The organism is Actinosynnema sp. NPDC023587 (genome assembly GCF_040640215.1).
Classification (GTDB): domain Bacteria; phylum Actinomycetota; class Actinomycetes; order Mycobacteriales; family Pseudonocardiaceae; genus Actinosynnema.
The window spans coordinates 58,086-79,588 of the sequence record NZ_JBFABG010000020.1 but is presented as its reverse complement, the minus strand read 5'-3'; the positions used below and the strand labels follow the sequence as shown (position 1 = coordinate 79,588).

The following is a 21,503-nucleotide window of genomic DNA, read 5'->3' as shown; positions in this document are numbered from 1 at the left end:
ACGTCGCCGAGCTGCCCGACCTCAACCTCCGCCGGTCTCACCGAACCGGTCTCACCACCGTCTCCGCATCGGCACATACCTCGTCGCTGACCTACCCACTCCGAATGACGGCCTGCGGCTTCATCCATGTCGACGCATCAGGGTGAACCGTGTTCACGCTTCCTTGACCTCGGAGAAAACCCCTGGCAATACTGGATTTTCCCACACAAGGACGGGTGCGATGAAACTGTTGCGGAAGATCATGCGTCGTCGCCGCTCCACCAACACCGGCTACTACGCCTACCCGACGGTGTGACCCGCTTCGCCCGGACCGAGCGTCGCCGGCGGTCCGGGCGGAGTCGCCCTCCACTCGCGGGCGAGGAGCCATGACCGAACCACTCGACGTCCTGATCGCGGCGGCGGGTTCCGGTGGAGGCGTCACCGAACTCGAACGCGGGCTGTGGCTAGTGACCGACCCCACCGAGACCGAGCGCTTCCTCGCGAGCAGGGACACGTCCACGGCCAGGGCCGCACGACGCACCGGCGTCACATCGTGGGGACCGGACGGGTCGGCCACCTGGATGGCAGTGCGCCGCGCCGCGAACCCCTTCCTCACCGCGTCCCGGCTGACCTCGGCGATCCCGGTGATCGCGACCCAGGCCACCCGGGTCGTCTCCGGCTGGCCGTCGCCCGGCGTCGTCGACATCGGGCACGAGACCATCGCCTTGATCTCCGCCATCAACGTCCGACACCTGCTCGGCGAACCGTCCGAGGCGTTGTCCTCCCTCGTCGAACGGGAACTCGTGCTGGCAGATCAGGCCCGTCGGCCGCTCCGGCCCGGACTCCGGCTGCGGCACGCCCAGCGCGCCACCTACAACACCATCCGACACCACGTCCGCACCCGTCCTCCAGCCACCGGACTGGCGGCCGTCCTGACCGACCACGGGTTCGACGAGCACACCGTGACGTTGGCGCTGCGCACCATGCTGCTGTCCAGCCACCACGTACCCGCCACCGCCCTGGCCTGGGCCCTGCACGAGCTGGCCACCCACCCCGACATCCAGGATCGGGCCCGGACCGAGGTCACCGCCGCGCGGGCGGACCCGACGGCGGACCTGCCGCTGTGCCGGGCGGTAATCCGCGAGACCCTGCGCCTGCACCCACCGGTGTGGCGGCTGCGACGGCAACTCGCCGCACCGGCCCGCGGCCTTCCGGCGGGAGCGGACCTGCTGTTCAGCCCCTACCTCAACCACCACGACCCGAACGCCTACCCGGAGCCCTCCCGGTTTCACCCGCAGCGCTGGAGCCAGGGCTTCCACCCGGCACCGGGCACCTACCTGCCCTTCGCCCTCGGCCCCCGCACCTGCCCCGCCTCGCACCTCGCCCTCACGCAGTTGACCGTCGTCCTCGCGGCCCTGCTGAAGAACCACCACCTGACCCCTCACCGCGCCCCCACACCGACCTTCGACACCCTGCACGCCCCCTGTCACCTGTGGTTGCGCCTGACCCCGGCGGCATAGACCACGCCTCACGTGGCGAGTTGGTCGCATTCGATAGATCCGGCAGCATGACGGGAGGGTGGCGGCGCAGTGTTATGCCCGTGCGGGTATGTCGGAACGTCGTCACTCACACGGGCGACATTCCCCGTCGGGTGTCGTTGCGGCCTCTACCGTGCCGATAGGCGTCACATGGCGTCATCGTCACCATGGGGGATACATGCGCAGGATTCCGGTGCAGGTCGGTGCGGGGCCCGCCGGCAGGACGAGGCGGTTGCGACTGGCAGCCGTGGTCCTCACCGTGGCGGTGATGGGTAGTTCGCTCGGGGCGGGTTTCGCCCCCGCCGTCGAGGCGGCGAATCCCGCTGTCTCTTCCGCGGCGGAGGCCGCGGATCGGGCGCAGGACCCGGGTGCGATCCGCGGCCTGAAGTGGAAGACGGAGTGGTGGGGCGGTGAACCCGATCACCTCGGGATCAGGTTCAACACGCGGGGGCTTCCCTACGCCACGGCCGCCTTCTCGGTGCAGAACAACGGGTTCCGGACGGTGGCCCTGCGGATGCTCGCCGACCCTGACCTGGTGGAGATCAACAGGACGCGGGCGCAGCGCGACGCCGAGGTCATGGGGTTGCTGCGGGAGTTGAACGGCCGGGGGGTGAACGTCTACCTGTACCAGCGCGTGTGGCTCCAGCGGGACGGCCATCTGACGGACAACGCGGACAAGTTCGTCAACGACGTGAGCGGGATCATCACCCGGGCGAAGAACGAGGGAATCACCTCGCTGCAGGGCGTAGTGCCGATCGAGACGAACCTGGCCAACACCGCCCAGGTGCGGGAACGCGCCCTGCACATCGCGAAGGGCATCAACGACAGGACCGGCGGTTGGCTCAGGAGCCACACCCTGATGGTGCCCGGCGCGGCCATGGGCGGGTACTTCACCAACATCCACCAGGGCGGCAGCGCCTGGTTGACCGACATGAAGGACCAGACCGCGTACTTCGCGTTCATCTACAAGCACATGAGGAGCCAGGAGGACAACCCGCTGGCGAAGTACAACGAGCGGTGGAACCACTACGTCGGCCTGAGGTCGACGAGCACCCAGCAGGACCAGATCGGGTTCCTGCGACAGGACATGGGGCTGTCCGACCTCGAGTACCACTCGCGCCACCACAGGGCCGCGTTCCCCCGGCACACCCAGGTCGTGTTCTGGGGCGACGCCGCGGACGGCGTCTCCTTCCTCAGCCAACTCGACGCCCCGCACCACTACACCACCATGCGGGCACTGCACACGCTGCTGGTCAAGACCAACGACTGGCGCGGCCACTTCTTCAACTTCCCCTTCACCGACGCCGCCGCCAAGGACCACGACCTCTGGTGCTACATGATCACCGTCGACGCGCAGACCAACGAACGCGCGAGGAACACGGCCCTCAACCGCTCGGGCACCCACCGGGTCTGGGGCGAGTGGCAGAACTGGGCCAACCCCGACTTCGACTACTGAGCCCCTGCCACCGTGACGGCCCGATCCGACGACGCACACCACGATGAGGACCCGTCAAACCTTCCGGGCCGGTGGCGACCGATGTCCGGGAACCCGTTCTGGGAACGACCTGGGTAGCGGAGCCCGAACGTGCGTCGGCCGGCATCGGGCGCGGGCGGTCCCGGACGTGGTTCGTTCGACCTCCGGCGGCCGGCCGCCGGGGCGATCGGGTGAGGACTCCGGGAACCACGTTCGGAGGTCTGGATCTGCTCGGTAACCCTCGGTGCACAAGTTGTTCCCGCAGTGTTCTTTCCCGAAGACTTGAATGGCGAACAGGAAGCGCAGGAAAGCCGAGAAGCGGGCAAGGACGACTCCGCGTGTACCGGAGCGGAAGCGGAAGCCGCCGTGGCAGCGGTGGTGGCCATGGGTTTCGGCCGCGGTCACGATCGCACTCGTCCCGTTGCCGATCAACCTCGTCTCCACGCACTACGGGGCACAACTCGCCCTGGAGCAGGCCGGTGAGCAGGAGGCCGGCGCGCAGGCCGGTGCCGAGAAGGCCGAGGACACCGAACTCGCCAGGGAGCCTGCCGTACTGGCCCGCGTCCGGCCCGTGCACGAGAGGGTCTGGGCGCGGACTTTCCCCGAGCCGGTCGACGAGTCGGTCCTGCGCACCGGCGGCTACGCCCAGACGCCGGAGGAGCGGTACCGGATCTTCCACTAGCAACACGGCATCATGGGCTCCTGGACCCCTTACTACCTGGGCGACGTGGCGAAGAGGGCCTCGCGCCACCAGGTTTCACTGATCGGCAATCATCAGGAGAACGTGCGGGTCCTCGACCTCCGCGCGCACGTCCTGGAGAAGTCGTCACCGTTGAGCGGTGCCCTGATCACATTTCCGCCGCAGGGGGAAGCCCCCCGTGCGCGAGGTGCTGCTGGACCTCGACAGCCCCGATCTCCGGCTCCTGGTGCCCGACGAGGACGACGCCGCCCCGCCGAAGCCGGACCTCGACGTCAACTACCTGACGTTGGCCAAGAGCGAGGAGATCGTGCTGGACGTCAACGCGCTCACGCTCCAGCATTACTACCAGTGGGAACTGGTGGTCACGGTGGCCTTCGAGGGCATGAGCGAGGAAAAGGTCCGCATCCGGTCCGACGGCACGGCCGACGGCCCGGCGTTCGAGACGACGGCCTGGAGCGACCAGTACTCCAAGCTCAGGACGAGCGACGAGCCCTACGCCTACCGGGGTGGAAGCTACTGGATCAACGTGAGCAACAACAGTGCGTTCGAGCGGACCGGCTGACGCGGCCCCTCCCGTGGGACTGCATGGGATGCCCCGCTCCAACGCCGGTGCAGGATCGCGTCTTTCGACGGCCCCGGTGCTCGTCGACCAGCCCGTGCAGCGCGTGGTCGGCGACGCGGGCGAGTTCCTCCAGGGCCGCGTGCACCGCCTCGGTCACCAATTCGAGGCGGGTCAGGTCGCGCACGGCGGCCAGGACGTGGGTGGAGTCGGTGCGCTGGGTGGTGCGCTCGCGGACCAGCCCGGTGTCTTTCAGGCGGGCCAGGGCGACATCGAGGAGGTGGTCGGCCCTGCCGGCCCGCAGGAGACGGTCACGGAAGTCGCCGAGCACGCTGTGGTGGAAGCCGAGGTCGTCGAGCTCCAGGCCGAGTGCGTACTCGAAGTCGATGCGGCAGCGCACGGCCTCGGCGGCACCGCGATCGGACAGACCCGGCAGGAACTGCAGCACGCTCACCGTGGCCAACCGGGCGGGCGAGAGGCCAGGGCGCCCGTTACGGGAGTAGCAGTCGGCGAAGTCCTCGTCCCTCCACAGGCCGTCGAGGCGGTCACGCACCCACATCGCCGTCGTACCACCAGGATTACTGGCTCGTGCCATCCGCGCGGTGAGCTCCGGGACCTCCACTGCGGACCTCGGACCAACCCGTAACGACATCTGACCGCCTCAGGGAGCATTGCGACTTCACCGACCCCGGAAGCCTCGCTGTCACCTACCGGTCAACCACCACGACACACCGACTATTCCAAGATCACCGACAGAGTCAAGCTCAGACCCGCCGCACCTCGTCGCTGTGTTCGGCATCGCCGAGAACACCGCCGTGCGCTACGCCCGCGCCGCACGCCAACTCCTCGAGACCAGCCTCGAAGTGAAGCAGTAACCCCCGCTCGACCCCAGGCCACAGCACGAAACAACCGGGAGTTCCCGGTGATCAACCTTCAGAAATCCCGAACTTGCATCATAACCACGAGAATGTATTACTACGGAAGGTAGCGACTTCGTCACATGATCATCGCTTTGCCAAGTCAGACGTACTCGCTCCGGGTTAGGTGTACTTCAAAACCGGAGCCAGTGGCTACAGTAAGTAATATGACGGACTTTCCGGTGGTAGCTGCCGACCCTCCAATGTCGCATTGACAGTCTTCCCTGTCAACCGCTTAAACTAATAGGGAACTTTCCTTAACGAAGAGGATGTTCAGCTGATGACCGTCGGTGCCGACAGCCGCACTATGAACGGGCGCGGAGAGATCGTTCCGAACGAAGATTCCCGCTCAGCGAGAAACGCGCGGATCGAGTGCACACAACGGGGCCGCACCCTGGCGAGGCACGAGGTGGCCGAGGTCATCACCTGCGCGAACAAAACCCGACGCGTGATGTCGAGTTTCCGGAGGGAATCACATGAGTGGACGCCTTCTCATTTACGGTGCAACGGGGTACTCTGGTCGTCTCATCGCGGAGCATGCTGCCGCGACCGGCCTTGACGTCATTGTAGGTGGATGCGAACCCGGGATTGTTGCCGCGCTCGCGGAAAATCTCGGCGTCGAGGGGTGGGCCTTCGGCGTAGACGATAGAGATAAGATGCTCGACCACCTGTCGAACGTCGATTGCGTGCTTAGCGCCGCAGGTCCATTTCGAAATACCGCACGACAGGTCATCAACGCATGCATTGAAACGGGTGTCCACTACCTGGACGTCTGCATGGAGTTCACTGTTTTCGCATTCGCGGCATCGAGGGCGAACGACGCGGCGAACGCCGGCGTTATGTTGATGTGCGGCGGCTCATGGGGAGTCGTGGTGCCCGACTGTCTGGCCCTGCACACCGCTCACCGTGTCACCGACGCCGAACGCCTCACCATCGCCTTAAGAGTGACAGGTAGCCACACGCGCGGCTCGCTCGACAGCGTGAACGACGTTCCCGAACTGGGACCGCTGGTACGACGCCGCGGTGCCCTGATCACGCTCGAAGAGGCCGAACCGCGTCAGCTCGATTTCGGCTACGGCCCGGAGGAGTGCATTCCGGCCGCCCTCGCCAGCCTTGTCTCGGCCCACCAAGCCACCGGCATCGAGAACATCGACGTGTTCCTCGACACAGCCGCAGGCTGCGTCACCATCGATTCTCCACCCGCGATCCCCTCGCGAGAGGAACTTGTCCAGGGCCGTTACCAGGCGCTTGCCGAGGTGACCGACGCCTCTGGTCGAGCAGTGCGATCGTTGATCGACACACCGAACGCCTACGCCTTCTCGCAGCTGTGTTCTGTGGAAATCGCCCGCCGCATCCTCGCCGGAGAATTCACAGCAGGCTATCAAAGTCCTGCCTCGGTCTACGGCTCTTCATTCGTTACCGCAATCGGCGACACCAAGATAGTCGATCTGTGAAATTAGATATTGCGTCGAAAGCGATCACCTTCCTGTAGGTTGATCACTCGTGATCGAGGTTGAGGGTGCGCACCGGTTGTCGCCTGCGGAGCGTGAGATGCTGCGGTTGCGGCGTTGGAGGCCGGGAAGGTCGAGGGCTATCGGCAGGCCGCTGAGGTGTTCGGGGTGTCCGAACGGTCGGTGGGCACCTGGTGGCGTGCCTACCGACGGGACGGTCGCGATGGTCTGGCGACCCCCGTGAGGGGCGTCACGGCCAGCTCGGCCGAGCTGATCAATGCGGAGGATCGGGGCACGCTGTTCGTGGCGATGGCCGACTACACGCCCGAGGAGTTGTTGATCGGTGGCACGTTGTGGACCCGCCAGGGCGTGGTCGAGCTGATTCGGCTGGTCGTCGGGGTCGACATGACCGAACAGGGTGTCGGACTGTGACCACGCCGCCACAGGTTCACCCCCGCCGCGCCCGGTCCCCGCGCCTACGAGCAGCAGCCCGCCGCGGTGCGCGCGTGGCTTGACGAGCAGTACCCGGCGATCGAGACCAGAGCGAAGGCCGAGGGCACCGCGATCGCGTGGGTCGACCAGTGCGGACTGCGCTCCGACGCCGCACCGCCCGGCAGGTCCTGGGCGTCCGCCTCGACGACGGCCGGCAGGTCCCCCTGCTCTCCGCGCTGGACACCGGCATCATCCTCGCGCAGGTCACCGTAGACGCGAGATCGAACGAGATTCCCGCGTTCACACTGCTTCTCGAAGCCGTCCGCAGAGTTGTGGGCACCCTTGGAAGGCGTGGTGTTCGTCGCCGACGCCCTGCGCACCCAAGCCGGCCACGTCCACCAGGTCGCCGCCCACGGAGCCCACCTGGCAACCGCAGTCAAGAGGAACCAACCGACGTTGCTCGCCCAGCTCAAATCCCTGCCCTGGCCCAAAATTTCAGTCGATGACCGCACTCGCGACCGTGGTCACGGACGCCGCGAGACCCGCACCGTCAAAGCCGTCACCCCGCACACCCCCAGGGGCATACCGTTCCCCACGCCGAGCAGGTAGTCCGGATCACCCGCAGCCGCACCAAGGGCACGAAGACCACCAGCGAAACCGCTTGTCCCGACCCTTGTACGGGGTCATCACCTGTTGTCCGGTGGGATCGTAGCCTTGGCCCTTGTCAGCCAGGGCGATCAGTCCGGTGTCGCGCAGGGCGGCGAGGATGTTCCGGATCCGAGCTGCGGCGGTGTCGTGGGTGCTGCCGGGCAGATCGCCCAATGCCCACAGGATGTCGCCGTCGGGTGAGGCGATGACCTGCAGGTTCATGCCGTGGATCTTGTTTGCCCGAGTAGAAGGGCCGGTCTGCGGCGATCTGGTCGATCGGGATCAACGTGCCGTCGATGATCCCGTGGGCGTGGCCTTTGCGTTTCGCCGTCCGTAACGCCGCGCGCAGCTTGGGTGTTCGCCGGGCGAGCAGCTCGACGGTCTCGTTGACATACCGCCAGCAGGTCGTGGTCGACACCTTGAACTCGGTGCCGACCTCGGCGAACGGCTCACCCTTGCGCAGGTAGACGAGCACAAGCAGGGCCTGCTGGCCCGGGTCGAGCTTGCGCCACGCCGAGCCCGGCTCCTTACGGTGGGCGCGGATCAGGCCGGATGAGGTTCACCCCAAACGGTGGACAGGGGCCTACGAGATTCAGGCGGCTGCTGGGAGTGGCTTCTCATAGTCGCTGGGACTGCGCATCCCGAGCTTGGAGTGTCGCCGGGTACCGCTGTAGAAATGGATACAATTTTCAATTGCGGCAACGAGTTCCGTTTTGGTGGCGTAGACGTGCCGGTGGTGGTGCTCGTGTTTGGACGTCGACCAGAACGACTCGGCGGGGCTGTTGTCCCAGTAGATGGCGGAATTGCCTACCTCCAGTGCGAGGCTTGTGCGATGACGGTGCCATCGTCGACGACCCGGATCAGTGATTCAAGGATGGCTCCGTCGTACTGCGAGAACTTCGGGGTGGAGCTCGCCATTACGATGAAGCCCCTCCAGATCAATTCCGAGATCCCCTCCTTGTGCACTGCCGCTCCGAATCCCCGCCACAGGGCGATCTCGTTGCCGTCTGCGGTGGCAACCCTCGCGTGGGCGATGCCGAAGACTGATCCGGGCCGCACCTCCTCGTGCGCGGTCGTGATGGTCTCGGCTACCTCGATGCCGGCGAATGTGCCGGTTCCTTCGTAGGTGTTCTCGCTCTGCCATCTGCCGTCCTGCGAGCCCAGGCTCCGACTGGATGTGATTCTGCCTCGTCCGTTGAGCACTAGGGAGTTCAGGTCGATGAACATGAGGGCTCTCCTTCAGATCCGGTGTTCCTGTTGGTAACAGACCGGCTGCTGCGACGAGGTTGTCGCGGTTGTCTGTTCCTCATCGCTGTGTCAACGATCCGAGGGGTGAGGGGTCTGTAGTGCCTCCAACAGGCGTTCCAGGTGCGTGCCGAGCCTGGCTGGCGTGTTGTACGTCCGCATGATGTCTTTGGGGGGCAGGCGGATTCCGATGTCTCTGGAGATGCGGTTTCGCAGCTCCAACGCGGTCAGTGAGTCGATTCCTTGGGCGGCGAAAGGCTGCTCAGCGCCGATCGCGCTGGGATCTACCGAGAGGCAGCTCGCCACATGGTCGACGATGCGACGTACCAGCAGTTGACCGCGGCTCGTGGTGTCGACGGCCGCCAATGTGTCGAGGAAGGGCTTGGAAGCACTGTCGCCATTCTCGCGTTCGGAAGCCGCCAGCGGGGCAAGAAGAGTCGTCTCTAGTGCGCGGCTCCCGAGGTTCGCGAGCCAGCCGTCGACGGTGAGGGGCCCGTAGCACGGAGCGGGATGGTCGTGGCGCAGCACGTGTTCGAGCACAGCGATTCCTTCTTCGGGCTCGATCATGTCGACGCCTTGTTCGCTCAGGTGGGCGCCGCGTCCGTGCCCGGCCCAGGCGCCGAAACTGATGTGCTGCGTGCGCAGTCCCCGGCTACGCCTCCAGTGGGTGAACCCTTCCAGCCAACCATTCGCGGCGCAGTAAGGGCCTTGTCCCGGGTTGCCGATGACAGTTGTCAAGGAGGAGAAGGAGACCCACCAGGCCGGTCGATGTGGCGCGCTGGCGTGGTGCAGCAGCCAGGCGGCGTCGACCTTGCACCGCCAAGCCCGCTCGATCAGGTCGGGTGTGATGTTGGGGAGGGTGCCATCGGCGACGACCATGGTGGCGTGCACGATGCCCCCCAGCCGCATCCCTTCCCTCAGGCACTCGTCCACGAGGTGTTGCGCGACACCGGGGATGGTGAGGTCACCGAGGATGATGCGGACGTCGTGGCCTTCTGCGCGTAGTTCGTCCACGGCCTGCCGGGCCCGGACGGTGACGGTGCTGCGGCCGTTGAGCACGATCCTGCCCGCGGCGTTGTCGGCAAGCCAACGTGCCACGTGCAAGCCGATGCCCCCAAGACCGCCAGTGATCAGGTAGGTGCTGTCGCGGCGGACTACGGCGACCTCCTGTGGGTCGAGGGGCACCGTTATCCGGGCCGATTCCCCGCCGGGATCACGTACGAGGTCGACCACAGCCCTGGCCGCGCGGGTCGTGGGTGCGGTGTCGCGGAATGCCTGGTCGATCTCGGTGGGCGGGTACCGGTGCACCGGCGACGTCGACACGTGTCCAGCGGTGACGTCCTGCTCCGCTTCCTCGACCAGTTCCGCCAGCAGGCTGGAGTTGCTCGTGACCACCGATGCGGGGTCGACCACCGCGAGGGTGATGGCGCGCCGGCGCAGCGAGGACAGGTCGAGGTGGTCGGCGGCGTGGCCATCGCGCATACCGACCTCGACGAACCGTCCGCAGGACGCGAGCAGTTTCGGTTCTGCGCGCGTCCTGAGTCCGCTCGAGGTGTTGATCACGACGTCGATGCCGTGACCTCCGGTGAGTTCTCGCACCTGGCCGACAAGGTCGGCGGCGTGGGTGTCGAGCACGTGCGATACGCCCTGGTCCCGCAACGCCTGCCGCTCGGCGTCGGTGACAGCCGTGCAGATGACCTCCGCCCCGAGTGTTCGGGCCAAAGCGGCTGCGGCGAGGCCGGTCTGCCCGGTTGCCGGATGGACGAGGACCCGTTCTCCCGCGCGCACCCGTGCGACGTGGCTCAGTGCGTAACGGGCTGTCAACGCCGCTGCCGGGACGGTCGCGGCCTGGAGCGTGGACAGGCCGTCGGGAACTCGCAACACGGCGGCGGCAGGCACTACGAGGTGGGAGGCGAGGGATCCGGGCCACAGGCCCGCCACTCGGTCACCGGGACGCAACCGGGTGACCGAGTCTCCGATCCTGCGCACCACGCCGGCGTAGTCCATGCCGAGTTCTCGCAGCCGGTCGCCGTCCTGATGCACTCGCCGGGTCGCGAGCTCGAGGTCGCGGGTCGTTAAAGCCACGGCATGCACCTCGACCTCGACCTCGTCGCGTTCCGGTTCCCGGCGTGGTCGCAATCCCCAGGTCACGATTTCCGCTTCCGAGGAGTCGGTGCTCCGCAGAGCGACTCCGTCGTGCTCTGGATCGGGTGTGAGGTGCAGCCGGTGAGCTGCGGTGAGCTGGAGGTGGTGCAATCTGGCGAGGTAACGACGCCCGCCGCGGTGAGCGATCTCGGTCTGTGACGTCGGGGCGGTGAGGATGTCGTCAACGACCATGCCGGGTTCGTGGGTGACCGCGTCCAGGTCCAAGTGCGTGACACCGAGTTCGGGGTGTTCGTTGCCGATGACGTGTGCGAGACCGCGCAAGCCGGCTTGTTCGAGTTCGACGGCATCCGCGGGGACTACGTGCTGTGCCGCGTGGCTGATCAGCCACAGTCGGGGTGGCCTGGCGCGTTCGGTCAGCACCTGCGCCACTTCGACCAGGCGGATTACCCGTTTCAGAGCTGTGTCCGAGTCGGGGTCGACGCCGGAGGCACCCGCCTGGGGGCAGGCCACGACCACATCCGTGGTGGTGTCGTCAGCCAATCGAGCGCGCAGGAGCAAGCGTGCGGCGGGGTCGTGCAGCGGCACCGGAACCAGGTCGGTGTGTCTGGTGTACTCGGCCAGGCCAGCGGTCACAGCGGCAGTCAACGGGTCCACTTCGTCCTCGCTGATGACCACGATGGACCGGTCCTGTGCCTCTTGCGCGGTCGAGGTGTCGACGGATTCCCAATCCAGGGCCATCAGCCGCCGACTCATCACCTTGCTCCCGTGCCCGGTGTCGGCGGCACGGACCCGCACGTCCAGGACCTCGACCAGCACCGTGCCGTCATTGGCGACCATCCGGGCGTCGAAGACGCACTCTCGATCGGCGGCGTGGCGCACGTCGAGCAGGGCGAACCGCGCCCGGTGCGGATCGGCGAGCACCCGGATGCGACCGACGCGGACAGGCAGGTACAACGATGGCGGGTCGTTCAGCTTCGGATGGGTGTAGATCAACTGCAGGCATCCGTCCAGCAGGACGGGATGCAACCGGAACCCGGTGGCACCAATACGAAGAGCGGCGGGCAGGGCGATCGTCGCCAGGAGTCGGTCCGGGTCGCCATTTTGTGTGGTGTGCCCAACCACGGCCTGGAACATCGGCCCGTAGTCCACACCGCGATCTTGCTGCGCGGCATAGAAGTGGTCCATGTCTGTCGGGGGAGGTGGTGAGGGCGACCCCACTGTTTCCCCAGCGTGGTCAGCGACCCGACGTAGGCTCATGGAGGCGTGGCGAACTGCCTCGCCGTCAGAGGCGCGGGTGGCAATGTCGATTGTGAAGAGGCCGGGTCCGGACTCGGTCGCTTCGGTGTACAGCGCGACCCGGTCATCGAGGGGCAGAGCATCGTGGACGGCGATGTCCTCCAGGTCCACGGTGGCGTCCTCACCGTGAATCTCGGCAGCGGCAGCCAAGGCCATTTCGACGAATCCTGCCAAGGGCATCACTGGGTGCCCGAGCACACGGTGGTCGGCCAGCCACGGGTGGCGATCCGTGCCGGCCTCTGCCTGCCAGTAGTGCCTGCCGTCCCGCGCGGCTCGCTGAGCGTGCGCCCCCAGGAGCGGTTGTCCACCGGTCGTGGCGATACTGGGTTCGTCTCGTGAGGTCAGCTTCAGCGAAGAGTGCTCCCATGGCGCCAGGGGGACATCGGCGAGGTCGCCCCTGTCGTGATCGGGAGTCCAGTCGACGGCGACACCGGCGCAATGCGCGGCAGCTAGCGCCTGCCCCAGTCCCGCGTCGGGTTCGGCTCCGCGACGGAGACTGGGCACCGTGCGGATGTCCACACCGGTCTGTGTCGCGATCTCCTCCGTTGCGTTGATCAGCAGCGGGTGCGGAGACAACTCCAAGAACAGTCGATGTCCGTCGGCCAACGCCGCCTTCACTGCGGTTGACAACCGCACCGGCAGGCGCATGTTGTCCACCCAGTACGTGCCGTCGAACCGCGGTACGCATCCGGGATGGACGGTGCTGTAGAACGGGATGTTGGCTTTCTGAGGTGACAGGTCCGCCAACTGTCGGTTCATGTCATCGATGATCGGGTCGATCTGTGGGGAGTGCGATGCTACATCCACTGCCACCTCCCTGGTGAACAGGTCGCGGGCCTCCCATTCGGCCAGCAGGGCGCGCACCCGAGCGGCCTCGCCCGACACCACAGTGGACCCGGGGGACGTCTCGACCGCGACGACCACGTCCTTGATGCCCTTGGCGGACAATTCCGTAGCGACCTCCGAGGGCGCGAGGTTCACCACGCCCATTGCACCCAAGCCCGCCACCCTGCTGGCCAGCATGGATCGCCGGCACACCACGATGGCGCCCTCAGTCGGGGACAGCCCGCCGGCCGCGACCGCAGCTGCGACCTCGCCCAGGGAGTGACCGATGACCGCGGCGGGTGCCACCCCGTGCGCCCGCCACACCGCGGCCAACCCCACCTGCAACGCGAACAGCACCGGCTGCACGCGTGCGAAACCGGTTACGCCCTCGGTGGAGGTGAGCGCGTCGCGGACGGACAACCCCGACTCCGCGAGGATCACCGGTTCCAGTTCAGCGATCGCCTCGGCGAAGGCGGCCTCGGTGCGCAGCAGTCCAACACCCATGCCCGCCCATTGCGATCCGTGCCCGGAGAACAACCACACCGGAGAAACTCCATCGGCCACTGGCCGGGATGCGACCACCTGCGGCCCCTGCTTCTGCTCCGCGAGCGACACCAAACCCTCGACCAGACCGCTGCGGTCGCTGGCCACCACCGCCGCCCTCACGGTTCTGGGAGCACGCCGCAGCGCCAAGGTTGCACCCACGTCGTCGAGCGGCACTTCGCGTCCGGCGGCGCTGTCCAGCCACTCGGCCAACAGCCGGGCGGTCAGCGCCAGCGTCCGGGGAGAACTCGCCGAGACCGGATACACCCGCTCGCGGTCATCCCGCAATCCCGGTGGCGTCGACGCCACCGCAGGAGCCTGTTCCAGCACCATGTGGGCGTTGACCCCAGAAATGCCGTAGGACGACACGGTGGCCAGCCGCGGTTCCTCGACTGTGGGCCAGTCCGTCAGCGCGGTGGGCACGAACAGCCGACTCGAGTCCGCGTCGATGTCGGGATTCCACCGGTCGAAGTGCAAGTTCGCCGGAATCTTGCCGTACCGCAGAGCCAAGACAGCTTTGATCAACCCGGCTACGCCGGCAGCGGCCTCGCAGTGCCCGATGTTGGTTTTGATCGAACCCAGAGCCGCAGGCATCTCACCTGCGCCATAGACCGCCGACAGGGCTGCGAACTCGATGGGGTCGCCGGTGGGCGTGCCCGTGCCGTGCGCTTCCAGCAGTCCCACCCGCCGGGGGTCGATTCCTGATCGGCGCACCACTTCACGGATGAGCGCTTCCTGCGCCGGACGGGACGGCACGGTGATCCCCTCTGTCCGTCCGTCCTGGTTGACCCCGCTGCCGCGGATCACCGCCAGTACGCGATCCCTCTCGCGCACTGCGTCGGCCAACCGACGCAGGATTACGACACCGCATCCTTCGCTGCGCACGAATCCGAGGGCGCCTGCGGCGAAGGACCGGCACTGCCCCGCCGGGGACAGCGCCCCCCAACGTGAGAATCCTGCTGTACCATCGGGGTCGAAGAGCAGTTGAACACCGCCGACGACTGCGAGATCGCACCGGCCGTTGGCCAGGGCCTGATAAGCGAGGTCTGTCGCTACCAGCGACGACGAACACGCAGTGTCCACAGTGGCGCTCGGCCCGCGCAGGTCCAGTGCGTAGGAGATCCGCCCCGAGGCCATTGATCTGCTTGTTCCCAGTACGGTGTATTCGTTCTCGATGAGCGCGGCCCTGGCTCGGGAGACGTGGTAGTCCTGTGTCGATGTCCCGACGAACACCCCCGTCGATGAACCCGCAAGCTTCGCCGGTACGACACCAGCGTTCTCCAGCGCTTCCCACGCCACCTCTAGCAGAATGCGGTGCTGAGGGTCCATCGCCTCCGCATCACGCCGCGAGATCCGAAAGAACTCCGCATCGAACCCGGTGACATCGTCCACGAAGCCACCGCGGCTACTTACGGATTTGCCCGGAACACCGGGGTCGGGGTCGTACAGCGCTTGCGCGTTCCAGCGATCCGGCGGTACCTCGCCGACAAGGTCGAGCTTCGCTGTGAGTGCCCGCCACAAGCCCTCAGGAGAGGATATTCCGCCAGGTAGTCGGCAACCCATGCCGATGACCGCGACCGGGTCTTGATCGAAGCCGGCCTTGTTCTCCTCGAATTTCGGCTGCATCACAAAGCACCCCACGGAAGTGACGGGATAGTTCGGACACCTGATCAGTGTCGAACTAGGCAATGTCTTCAATGGATGAAATCTGCCGCGCCATGCTTGCAGGGTAAATCCGCGTTCACGGCTGCGACGTTCCGACGGTCGGAAAAAACGATCTTCTTGTCAAGTGCATTCCTCTTCGAGTGCGGCCCACACGGCATTCGATGAGCCAACTCCACCCGGCCGGACGAAAGTCAACCCTCACAGCGATGATCGGTTCGGGAAATGCGCGACTGATCACGTAGGGTCGCAGTTGGACCACCGTTCGACCTTGACGACGATCCCTGGTGAAACACTGGACCGCCACCTGCTGCTGACTGTGGCATGTACGCAGCACGCGGTGTCGGAGATGTCCTGTATTCGCGCTGATCTTGCTGAGCCCGAAGAAGGGCAGAGTCGAACCCAGCAAGATCATCCGAGAGTCCTCCGTAGCAGCGAACCCGCTTCGCAGCCTGGTGTGGATGTGTGCGACGCACGGTCGCGTAGTCGGCGAACGCCGAGTGTCTCGCTGGTCGTGCGAAGAACCCGGATACGCTTCGGGAGAACTGACAACTCACCAGTTGGCGAGCACTACTTCCAGATCGAGGCCTGAACCGTGGTGTTCCCGTCGTTGTTCACGTGCACCACCACGTCGAGGATCTTCCCGTTGAACTCGGCGAACTTCGCCGACCGGCTCTGCATCACGCCGTAACCCCGCCACTCCAACTCCGACGAGCCTGCTACGCGCACTGCAGCGCCGGGTCCGCGCCACAGCAACACGTCACCGCCGTCGTTCGCGACGATCTGGCCGTTGGCGAACCCCGTCATCGAGTTGGGAATCACTTCTTCCTGCTCGTAGGTGACGATCTCGGTCACCTTGTGTCCCGCGAAGATGCTGGCCCCGTTGTACGTGCTTTCCATCCGCACTTTGTCACCGTTCGGCGGAAGGATGCGAATTGAGGTGATCTTCCCAGTGCCGTCCATGACAAGATTTTTAGCGTCCATGTTCATTGATGCAACTCCTCCTTGTCGACAGGCTAACTTATTCAGGTTAAACGGTCAGCCGGGCGATCTGTCAATGCAACATTAGAGGGTCGATAGTTGATCATAAATATTGGTTGAACTTACACATGGCAGCCGGGGAGCCCTTGGATCTTCGAAGCAGGTCATTCTGATGAAGTAGCGACTGCTTTGTCAATACGATGATCGCATGACGGAGTTGTCACGCCCTGTGATACGCAGATTTCCCTTGATGATCATTTCGGCGAATCTTGAGGCTTGCTATCCCCGTCGTTACCCTTGTTCTATGCCTGCCTCGCCCGTCGTGCATGCCTGCGGACGTCAGTTGATCTACCCGTACGAGATCATATTCGAGGTCGTGGTCATCGGGCATGGTTGATCATTCCTCTTCACCTGATGATGGACGGACGGTAGTGAAAGTTTTTCACAACCGCGTTCGGCACCTGTCCCTTACACCACAGAACTTCTCACAGGCACCGCGCGGCGCTGCTCACCGAGCCGTGCTGCGCGGCGTCCGTGTTCACCTATCTGACCCCAATAATCCGGGAGACGGAGGGCCAGTAGAAGAAAGCGATCTCATTCGGACAAGTTGTCAACAACATGAGAGCGGTGAAGTTGACGCGACGACCTTCGGCGACGAACACTGGCACCGTCGGTCATGGCTGGCTGCCCCCAGTCAGTGGGGGACGGCGGTTCGGCGAGCCGGCGATCGTATGCGAGAACGGCGAGGCAACCAGAACTAAGACCGACATGTCGTACGCGCTGACGTTCATCACCAGTGAGCCATTTTCATCGTGACGGTGCAGGTCACGGCGTGGGCTGAGTGATGGGGCGCGGTGGGCGAGGCTCCCGGTAAGACAGCAGTCGACCAAGATCCGACGCCCCAATCGGGAGCCTCGCCGTGCTGTCTTACCCTGCCACGATTCCGCTGTACAACCGCACCTTTGTCCACATGGCCGATCTCATTCGCACGGAGCGGGTACGGCGTCGGCCCCGATGGCGTCGACTGGAACCCGGCCGCCAAGCACTGCTCGTACTTGCCCATCTGCGCAACGGCGACACCCACGCCCGCCTCGCCGTCATATTCGGCATCTCCCACAGCACCGCCTGGCGCTACGTCCGCGAAGCGGTGGACCTGCTCGCCACACTGGCCGACGGCCTCCACGCTACCGGTGAACGCGCCGCCCGCCTGGCCTACGCCATCCTCGACGGCACCCTCGTTCCGATCGACCGCGTCGCCGACCAGAAGCCGTACTTCTCCGGCAAACACCGACGCCACGGCGTCAACGTGCAGATCCTCGCCGACCCGACCCGACAAGGCGGTCGGTGTGGGCCTCGCCGGCCCTGTCGGGCTCCGTCCACGACCTGACCGCGGCCCGCACACACGGCCTGATCGGCATACTGACCACCAACGACGTCACCGCCTTCGCCGACAAGGCATATCAAGGCGCAGGCGGCACGGTGCCGCACCCCGTCCAAGCGCCACGCCACCCGGCCGCGACTGTCACACGGCCAGAAGGCGGTCAACCGGGCCCACGCCCGCATCCGCGCACTCGGCGAACGCGCCGTCTCGCTGCTCAAAGGCTGGAAGATCCCGGTCAAGCTCCGCTGCTGCCCACGCCGGGCCACCGCGATCGTCGCGGCCATCCTCGTCCTGCACCATGTCGAAACCCGCCGTTGACCACGATGAAAAAGGCTCAGTGAGCGGACTGCAACAGCGATCACCGCATCGGTCGCCGGGGTGCGAGACCCGAAGGGCGACCACCCCGGCTCGGTGACGGTCACTGTGACCTCGACGGACGAGGATGGCGGCTCGGAGTCGCCTCGGTCGACTGTCAGATCAACGACCGGGGGAAGAACGTTTACATCATGCCGGTGCCGACCGCCAACATCGGCCGGTACCACGTGCGGCCGCTGCGACTGACGCTGCGGGCAGCGGGGGCAACGACGAGTCAAGGTTGACGAACGTCGAATCGTCTGAACAAGACACTATGCCGTCGACGGTTGATGCCGAGGTGTCCGGCATGCCGACCGTACAGATCGTCGTAGAACCCGGTCGTGGCCGGAGCCGCGCAGGCTCAGCCACGGCCTTCTCACCCACGCTTCGGCCGGGACGGTGAGCGTGCACAGGCGATGCTCAGGGTCCAGTTCGGACACCGGCTCCGCATACAGGTCGCTATGACGAGACCCAGCAGCCGGGTGACTGCGTACGCCCATCGGTTGAGTGCCGATGCCACCGCCGTAGGTCTCTATTCGGGATCGCACAACGACTGCGTGAACTCAGCCCGCGCCGAGCAGCGCGAGGCCGAGCAACAGCTCGCCGTCGTAGTCCGTCGATGCGGTTGCGGCTCCACGACAACAACCGCGTCGCCTACCTCCGGAGTCGTCGTTCTTCGCCGCCAGCACCGGCAGAAACTGCGGAATAACACCCGCTGCGGTCCTGTCCGACACGGTGAGCTGCACGGTGTCGGCGGAGGTCGTTGTGGTCGGTGAGCTGTGGTCACGCAGCTTCCACGCGGTCCCGCGAGCTGCACCCGCGCGCCACCACGGAGGACCCCGCCTACTATGAGGCCGTCATCACCAATCTCACCGGCGAAATCTCCTTGCGGCTTGATTTCGACCTGAAGGCTGCTCGCTGGCGACGACGTTCGCCGGCGAGCGGTGTACCGGTCAGTCCAGCCGGACTGGAAGCGCGGCCGCCGAGTTGGCGACGAACGACGGCACCGGCGTCAGCTCACTCGGCTCTACCGCGAGCCGCAGGTCCGGGTACCGCGAGAACAGCGCCGGCAACGCGACTGTTCCCTCCAACCTGGCCAGGTGTGCGCCGAGACAGAAGTGCGGCCCACCACCAAATGCAAGGTGCTTACGCGGCGGTCGGGTGATGTCGAAATTGTCCGCGTCCGCGCCGTGCTGCTCGGGATCGCGGCAGACTCCAGCGTATGGCGCCAAGATCGCCTCGCCCTTCGCGATCGGCACGCCAGCGATCTCGGTGTCCTCTAGCGGGTACCTGGCCGGGATGTTGCCGACCGGGGCGTCCCAGCGCAGGGTCTCCTCCACCACGTCGGCCCAGCGGTTCTCGTTGACGGCGAGCCGCAGCTGGTCCGGGTGGGTCAGCAACGCCCGCACGCCGTTGACGATCAGGCTGAGCGTGGTCTCGTGACCGGCCGTCAGGAACACCCAGATGGAGTCGATCAGCTCCTCCTGCGTCAAAGTCTCCTCGCCCTGGTCCCCCAGCTCGATGAGCGCAGAAGTGAGGTCGTTGCCCCGATCGGCACGTTTCGATTCGACGAGCCGCGTCAGCATGTCGTGCCGTTCGCGCTGGGTGGCGGCAACCTCCTCCGCCGTGTTGTTGGTACGGAAGACGTTGTACGCCAGCTCCTGTAGCCGCGGCCGCCAGTCGACCGGCACCGCGAACAGCTCGCAGACCATGTCCATTGGCACCGGGTTCGCGAAATGCTGGCGCAGGTCGACGACCCCGTCGACCGCGTGCGACGGCAACGCGTCGAGCAACTTGCCGACGTTCGCTACCAGATGGGGCCGGAGATCCTCGACGCGACTTCGGGTGAACGTCTTTGTGATCGGGCGGCGCAGGCGTTGGTGGGTTTCACCGTCTGTCGTCACCATGTTAGTGACCATGACCATCCCGGCGAGCGGCCATTCGTCAGTGATCTCGCCGCTCTGGACCTTATTCCAATTGCGCCAGTTCTTGCTCATCACTGGGTTCGCCACCAGCTCGGCGACCAGTTCATGCGTAGTCACGGCGAACGCCGACACATCGCCGGGGAGAATGACGCGGACGACCGGGCCGAGCTCGCGCATCCTGGTCGCTTCGCCATGGTGATCGGTGCCCAGAGGGTCGAGACGTACGACGGGAATATCGGCGGTGACCGGCTCGGGCATCAGGGAGCCTCCTGAGTTGAGGGGATGCGGGTCGGCGGAGTGAAGCGAACCGGCAGGCTGGCCGGGCACCTGGTCCAGGCGACGCAACAACATCAACTAGTCTGCCGAATTTTCCAGTGAAACGTCGTGTAGCCGGTGCAAGCGGATGTCCACCGCTATGCGGATAATCTTCCGACAGCGCCCTTGTGCGGGGCAGGCGCGCGATCCGGCGCTCCGCTCCAGGCGCGCGCACGCCGTGCTGAATCGGGGCACCGCTGAGCTTCCAGCCGACGAGCGCATATCGCGCCAGCATATTCGACATAGACGGGTGGCACCGCAGCAACACGTCGAGGGCGTCGTCGATGCCGAGGTGGCCACCCACTTATGCGACCAGCGAACCAAGAGTCGGTGAGCATCAGCCATAGGGTCTGCGCGACCCACGTTGTGGTAGTCACGTATCCGCTCGCGGAGATCATTAGCGCCATCGACTGCTGGGTTTCGAAGTCGCTTCGCAGATTGTGGTGATGCAGCAGGAATGTGGTGGTGAGGTCATCGATCGGCACGCTGCGCCGCGCGTTCATCATGCTGGACAGGAGCCGCTCGAGGTTGTGCGCGGCGGGCCGTTCAAAGATCTGGACCTCGCCGTGGTGCTCGGTCGACTGCCGTTCCGCCTTCGCCGTGAGCGCGATGCGCTCGATGGCGTCGGTCGTGACGCCCGGCAACTCGAAGGTGACAGCGAACTCGTCTCGCTCCGGTAGGCATCCATCGGCATCGATGTCGGCCGGAACCGCTTGCCCGTGGTACCACCGAAGATCCGCTGCGCGGAGCGGTCGAACTCGCGGAAGGGGCCGGTCGTACTGCAACGCGAAACCTGCTTCGTCCCGATGCCGTCGATCGCCACCGCGAAACTGATGCGTCCAGCGCCCGGCCTTGAGGAGACCGCGTAGCGCGTCGTTCCGCGTACGCTTCCGCATGGTGTCATCTCCTGAAGTTGCAGGCTGCAACATGCTCAACCCAAACTAGCGCTCCTCGTGGAGTCGGACCATAGGTCTTTGGAGTGAACCGAGGCGTTGACAATCGCTGAATTGGCGGACGTCCCCCTACTGCAGTGATGACCGAGGGTGACGGACGCGATCGGTGTTCATCCAGCTCGGCGACAATGTCACGAAGCCCCTTTACACGCGAGCAGTGGAAGAGCTTTGCTGGCTTCTGAGTCAGTAGCCGAATAGCCGAAGATAAAGAGGGGGCCA

The 21,503-nt window shown here is 65.6% G+C and carries 15 protein-coding genes and 2 pseudogenes; 7 read left to right on the top strand and 10 right to left on the bottom strand.

Annotated elements, in window-relative coordinates:
- Positions 1 to 365: 365 nt before the first annotated feature.
- The 4 genes from AB0G01_RS32575 to AB0G01_RS32560 all read left to right on the top strand — a co-directional run bounded on the left by AB0G01_RS32575 (position 366) and on the right by AB0G01_RS32560 (position 4,253).
- Positions 366 to 1,499, top strand: a complete 1,134-nt coding sequence (locus AB0G01_RS32575; RefSeq protein WP_360953774.1) for a cytochrome P450 — start codon at positions 366 to 368, stop codon at positions 1,497 to 1,499.
- Positions 1,500 to 1,785: 286 nt separating this feature from the next.
- The gene (locus AB0G01_RS32570; protein WP_360953771.1) at positions 1,786 to 2,973 is read left to right on the top strand and encodes a hypothetical protein; all 1,188 of its coding nucleotides are present in this window, start codon (positions 1,786 to 1,788) and stop codon (positions 2,971 to 2,973) included.
- 439 nt (positions 2,974 to 3,412) lie between these two features.
- Positions 3,413 to 3,673: a hypothetical protein gene (locus AB0G01_RS32565; RefSeq protein ID WP_360953768.1), complete on the top strand. Its 261-nt coding sequence runs from the start codon at positions 3,413 to 3,415 to the stop codon at positions 3,671 to 3,673.
- Between the two features lie 196 nt (positions 3,674 to 3,869).
- Positions 3,870 to 4,253, top strand: coding sequence for a hypothetical protein (locus tag AB0G01_RS32560; RefSeq protein WP_360953765.1), 384 nt, complete (start codon positions 3,870 to 3,872; stop codon positions 4,251 to 4,253).
- Here the strand turns inward: AB0G01_RS32560 and AB0G01_RS32555 are convergent.
- Entirely contained in the window at positions 4,213 to 4,809 is a 597-nt protein-coding gene (locus AB0G01_RS32555; RefSeq protein WP_360953762.1) for a transposase, read from the bottom strand. The genes AB0G01_RS32560 and AB0G01_RS32555 overlap by 41 nt on opposite strands.
- Before the next feature lie 834 nt (positions 4,810 to 5,643).
- Here AB0G01_RS32555 and AB0G01_RS32550 point away from each other — a divergent pair.
- Together AB0G01_RS32550 and AB0G01_RS32545 are read left to right on the top strand one after the other, a co-directional pair.
- Positions 5,644 to 6,621, top strand: a complete 978-nt coding sequence (locus tag AB0G01_RS32550) for a saccharopine dehydrogenase NADP-binding domain-containing protein (protein WP_360953759.1) — start codon at positions 5,644 to 5,646, stop codon at positions 6,619 to 6,621.
- A gap of 114 nt (positions 6,622 to 6,735) precedes the next feature.
- Complete coding sequence (locus tag AB0G01_RS32545) at positions 6,736 to 7,050, top strand: helix-turn-helix domain-containing protein (protein ID WP_360953756.1); 315 nt, start codon at positions 6,736 to 6,738, stop codon at positions 7,048 to 7,050.
- A 44-nt stretch (positions 7,051 to 7,094) separates the two neighbouring features.
- Here AB0G01_RS32545 and AB0G01_RS32540 read toward each other — a convergent pair whose 3' ends face one another.
- The 6 genes and pseudogenes from AB0G01_RS32540 to AB0G01_RS32515 form a co-directional block, all read right to left on the bottom strand.
- Positions 7,095 to 7,430: a hypothetical protein gene (locus tag AB0G01_RS32540; protein WP_360953753.1), complete on the bottom strand. Its 336-nt coding sequence runs from the start codon at positions 7,428 to 7,430 to the stop codon at positions 7,095 to 7,097.
- Positions 7,431 to 7,710: 280 nt separating this feature from the next.
- Positions 7,711 to 8,245, bottom strand: a pseudogene (locus AB0G01_RS32535) (transposase family protein); the annotation flags it as partial.
- A 45-nt stretch (positions 8,246 to 8,290) separates the two neighbouring features.
- Positions 8,291 to 8,494 carry an integrase core domain-containing protein gene (locus tag AB0G01_RS32530; RefSeq protein WP_360953795.1) on the bottom strand — a complete coding sequence of 68 codons (204 nt, stop codon included), beginning with the start codon at positions 8,492 to 8,494 and terminating at the stop codon, positions 8,291 to 8,293.
- An 11-nt stretch (positions 8,495 to 8,505) separates the two neighbouring features.
- Positions 8,506 to 8,925 (bottom strand): hypothetical protein, encoded by a 420-nt coding sequence (locus AB0G01_RS32525; protein WP_360953750.1) that lies wholly within the window; start codon positions 8,923 to 8,925, stop codon positions 8,506 to 8,508.
- Between the two features lie 90 nt (positions 8,926 to 9,015).
- Positions 9,016 to 15,339: an SDR family NAD(P)-dependent oxidoreductase gene (locus AB0G01_RS32520; RefSeq protein WP_360953747.1), complete on the bottom strand. Its 6,324-nt coding sequence runs from the start codon at positions 15,337 to 15,339 to the stop codon at positions 9,016 to 9,018.
- Between the two features lie 606 nt (positions 15,340 to 15,945).
- On the bottom strand, positions 15,946 to 16,365 hold the full coding sequence (locus AB0G01_RS32515; protein WP_360953744.1) for a hypothetical protein: 420 nt from the start codon (positions 16,363 to 16,365) through the stop codon (positions 15,946 to 15,948).
- 910 nt (positions 16,366 to 17,275) lie between these two features.
- Here AB0G01_RS32515 and AB0G01_RS32510 point away from each other — a divergent pair.
- A pseudogene (locus AB0G01_RS32510) lies at positions 17,276 to 18,055 on the top strand (transposase family protein).
- A 599-nt stretch (positions 18,056 to 18,654) separates the two neighbouring features.
- Here AB0G01_RS32510 and AB0G01_RS32505 read toward each other — a convergent pair.
- The 3 genes from AB0G01_RS32505 to AB0G01_RS32495 form a co-directional block, all read right to left on the bottom strand.
- The gene (locus tag AB0G01_RS32505) at positions 18,655 to 18,837 is read right to left on the bottom strand and encodes a hypothetical protein (RefSeq protein ID WP_360953741.1); all 183 of its coding nucleotides are present in this window, start codon (positions 18,835 to 18,837) and stop codon (positions 18,655 to 18,657) included.
- Between the two features lie 207 nt (positions 18,838 to 19,044).
- The gene (locus AB0G01_RS32500) at positions 19,045 to 20,274 is read right to left on the bottom strand and encodes a cytochrome P450 (RefSeq protein WP_360953738.1); all 1,230 of its coding nucleotides are present in this window, start codon (positions 20,272 to 20,274) and stop codon (positions 19,045 to 19,047) included.
- A 155-nt stretch (positions 20,275 to 20,429) separates the two neighbouring features.
- On the bottom strand, positions 20,430 to 21,227 hold the full coding sequence (locus AB0G01_RS32495) for a hypothetical protein (RefSeq protein ID WP_360953735.1): 798 nt from the start codon (positions 21,225 to 21,227) through the stop codon (positions 20,430 to 20,432).
- Between the last annotated feature and the right edge of the window lie 276 nt (positions 21,228 to 21,503).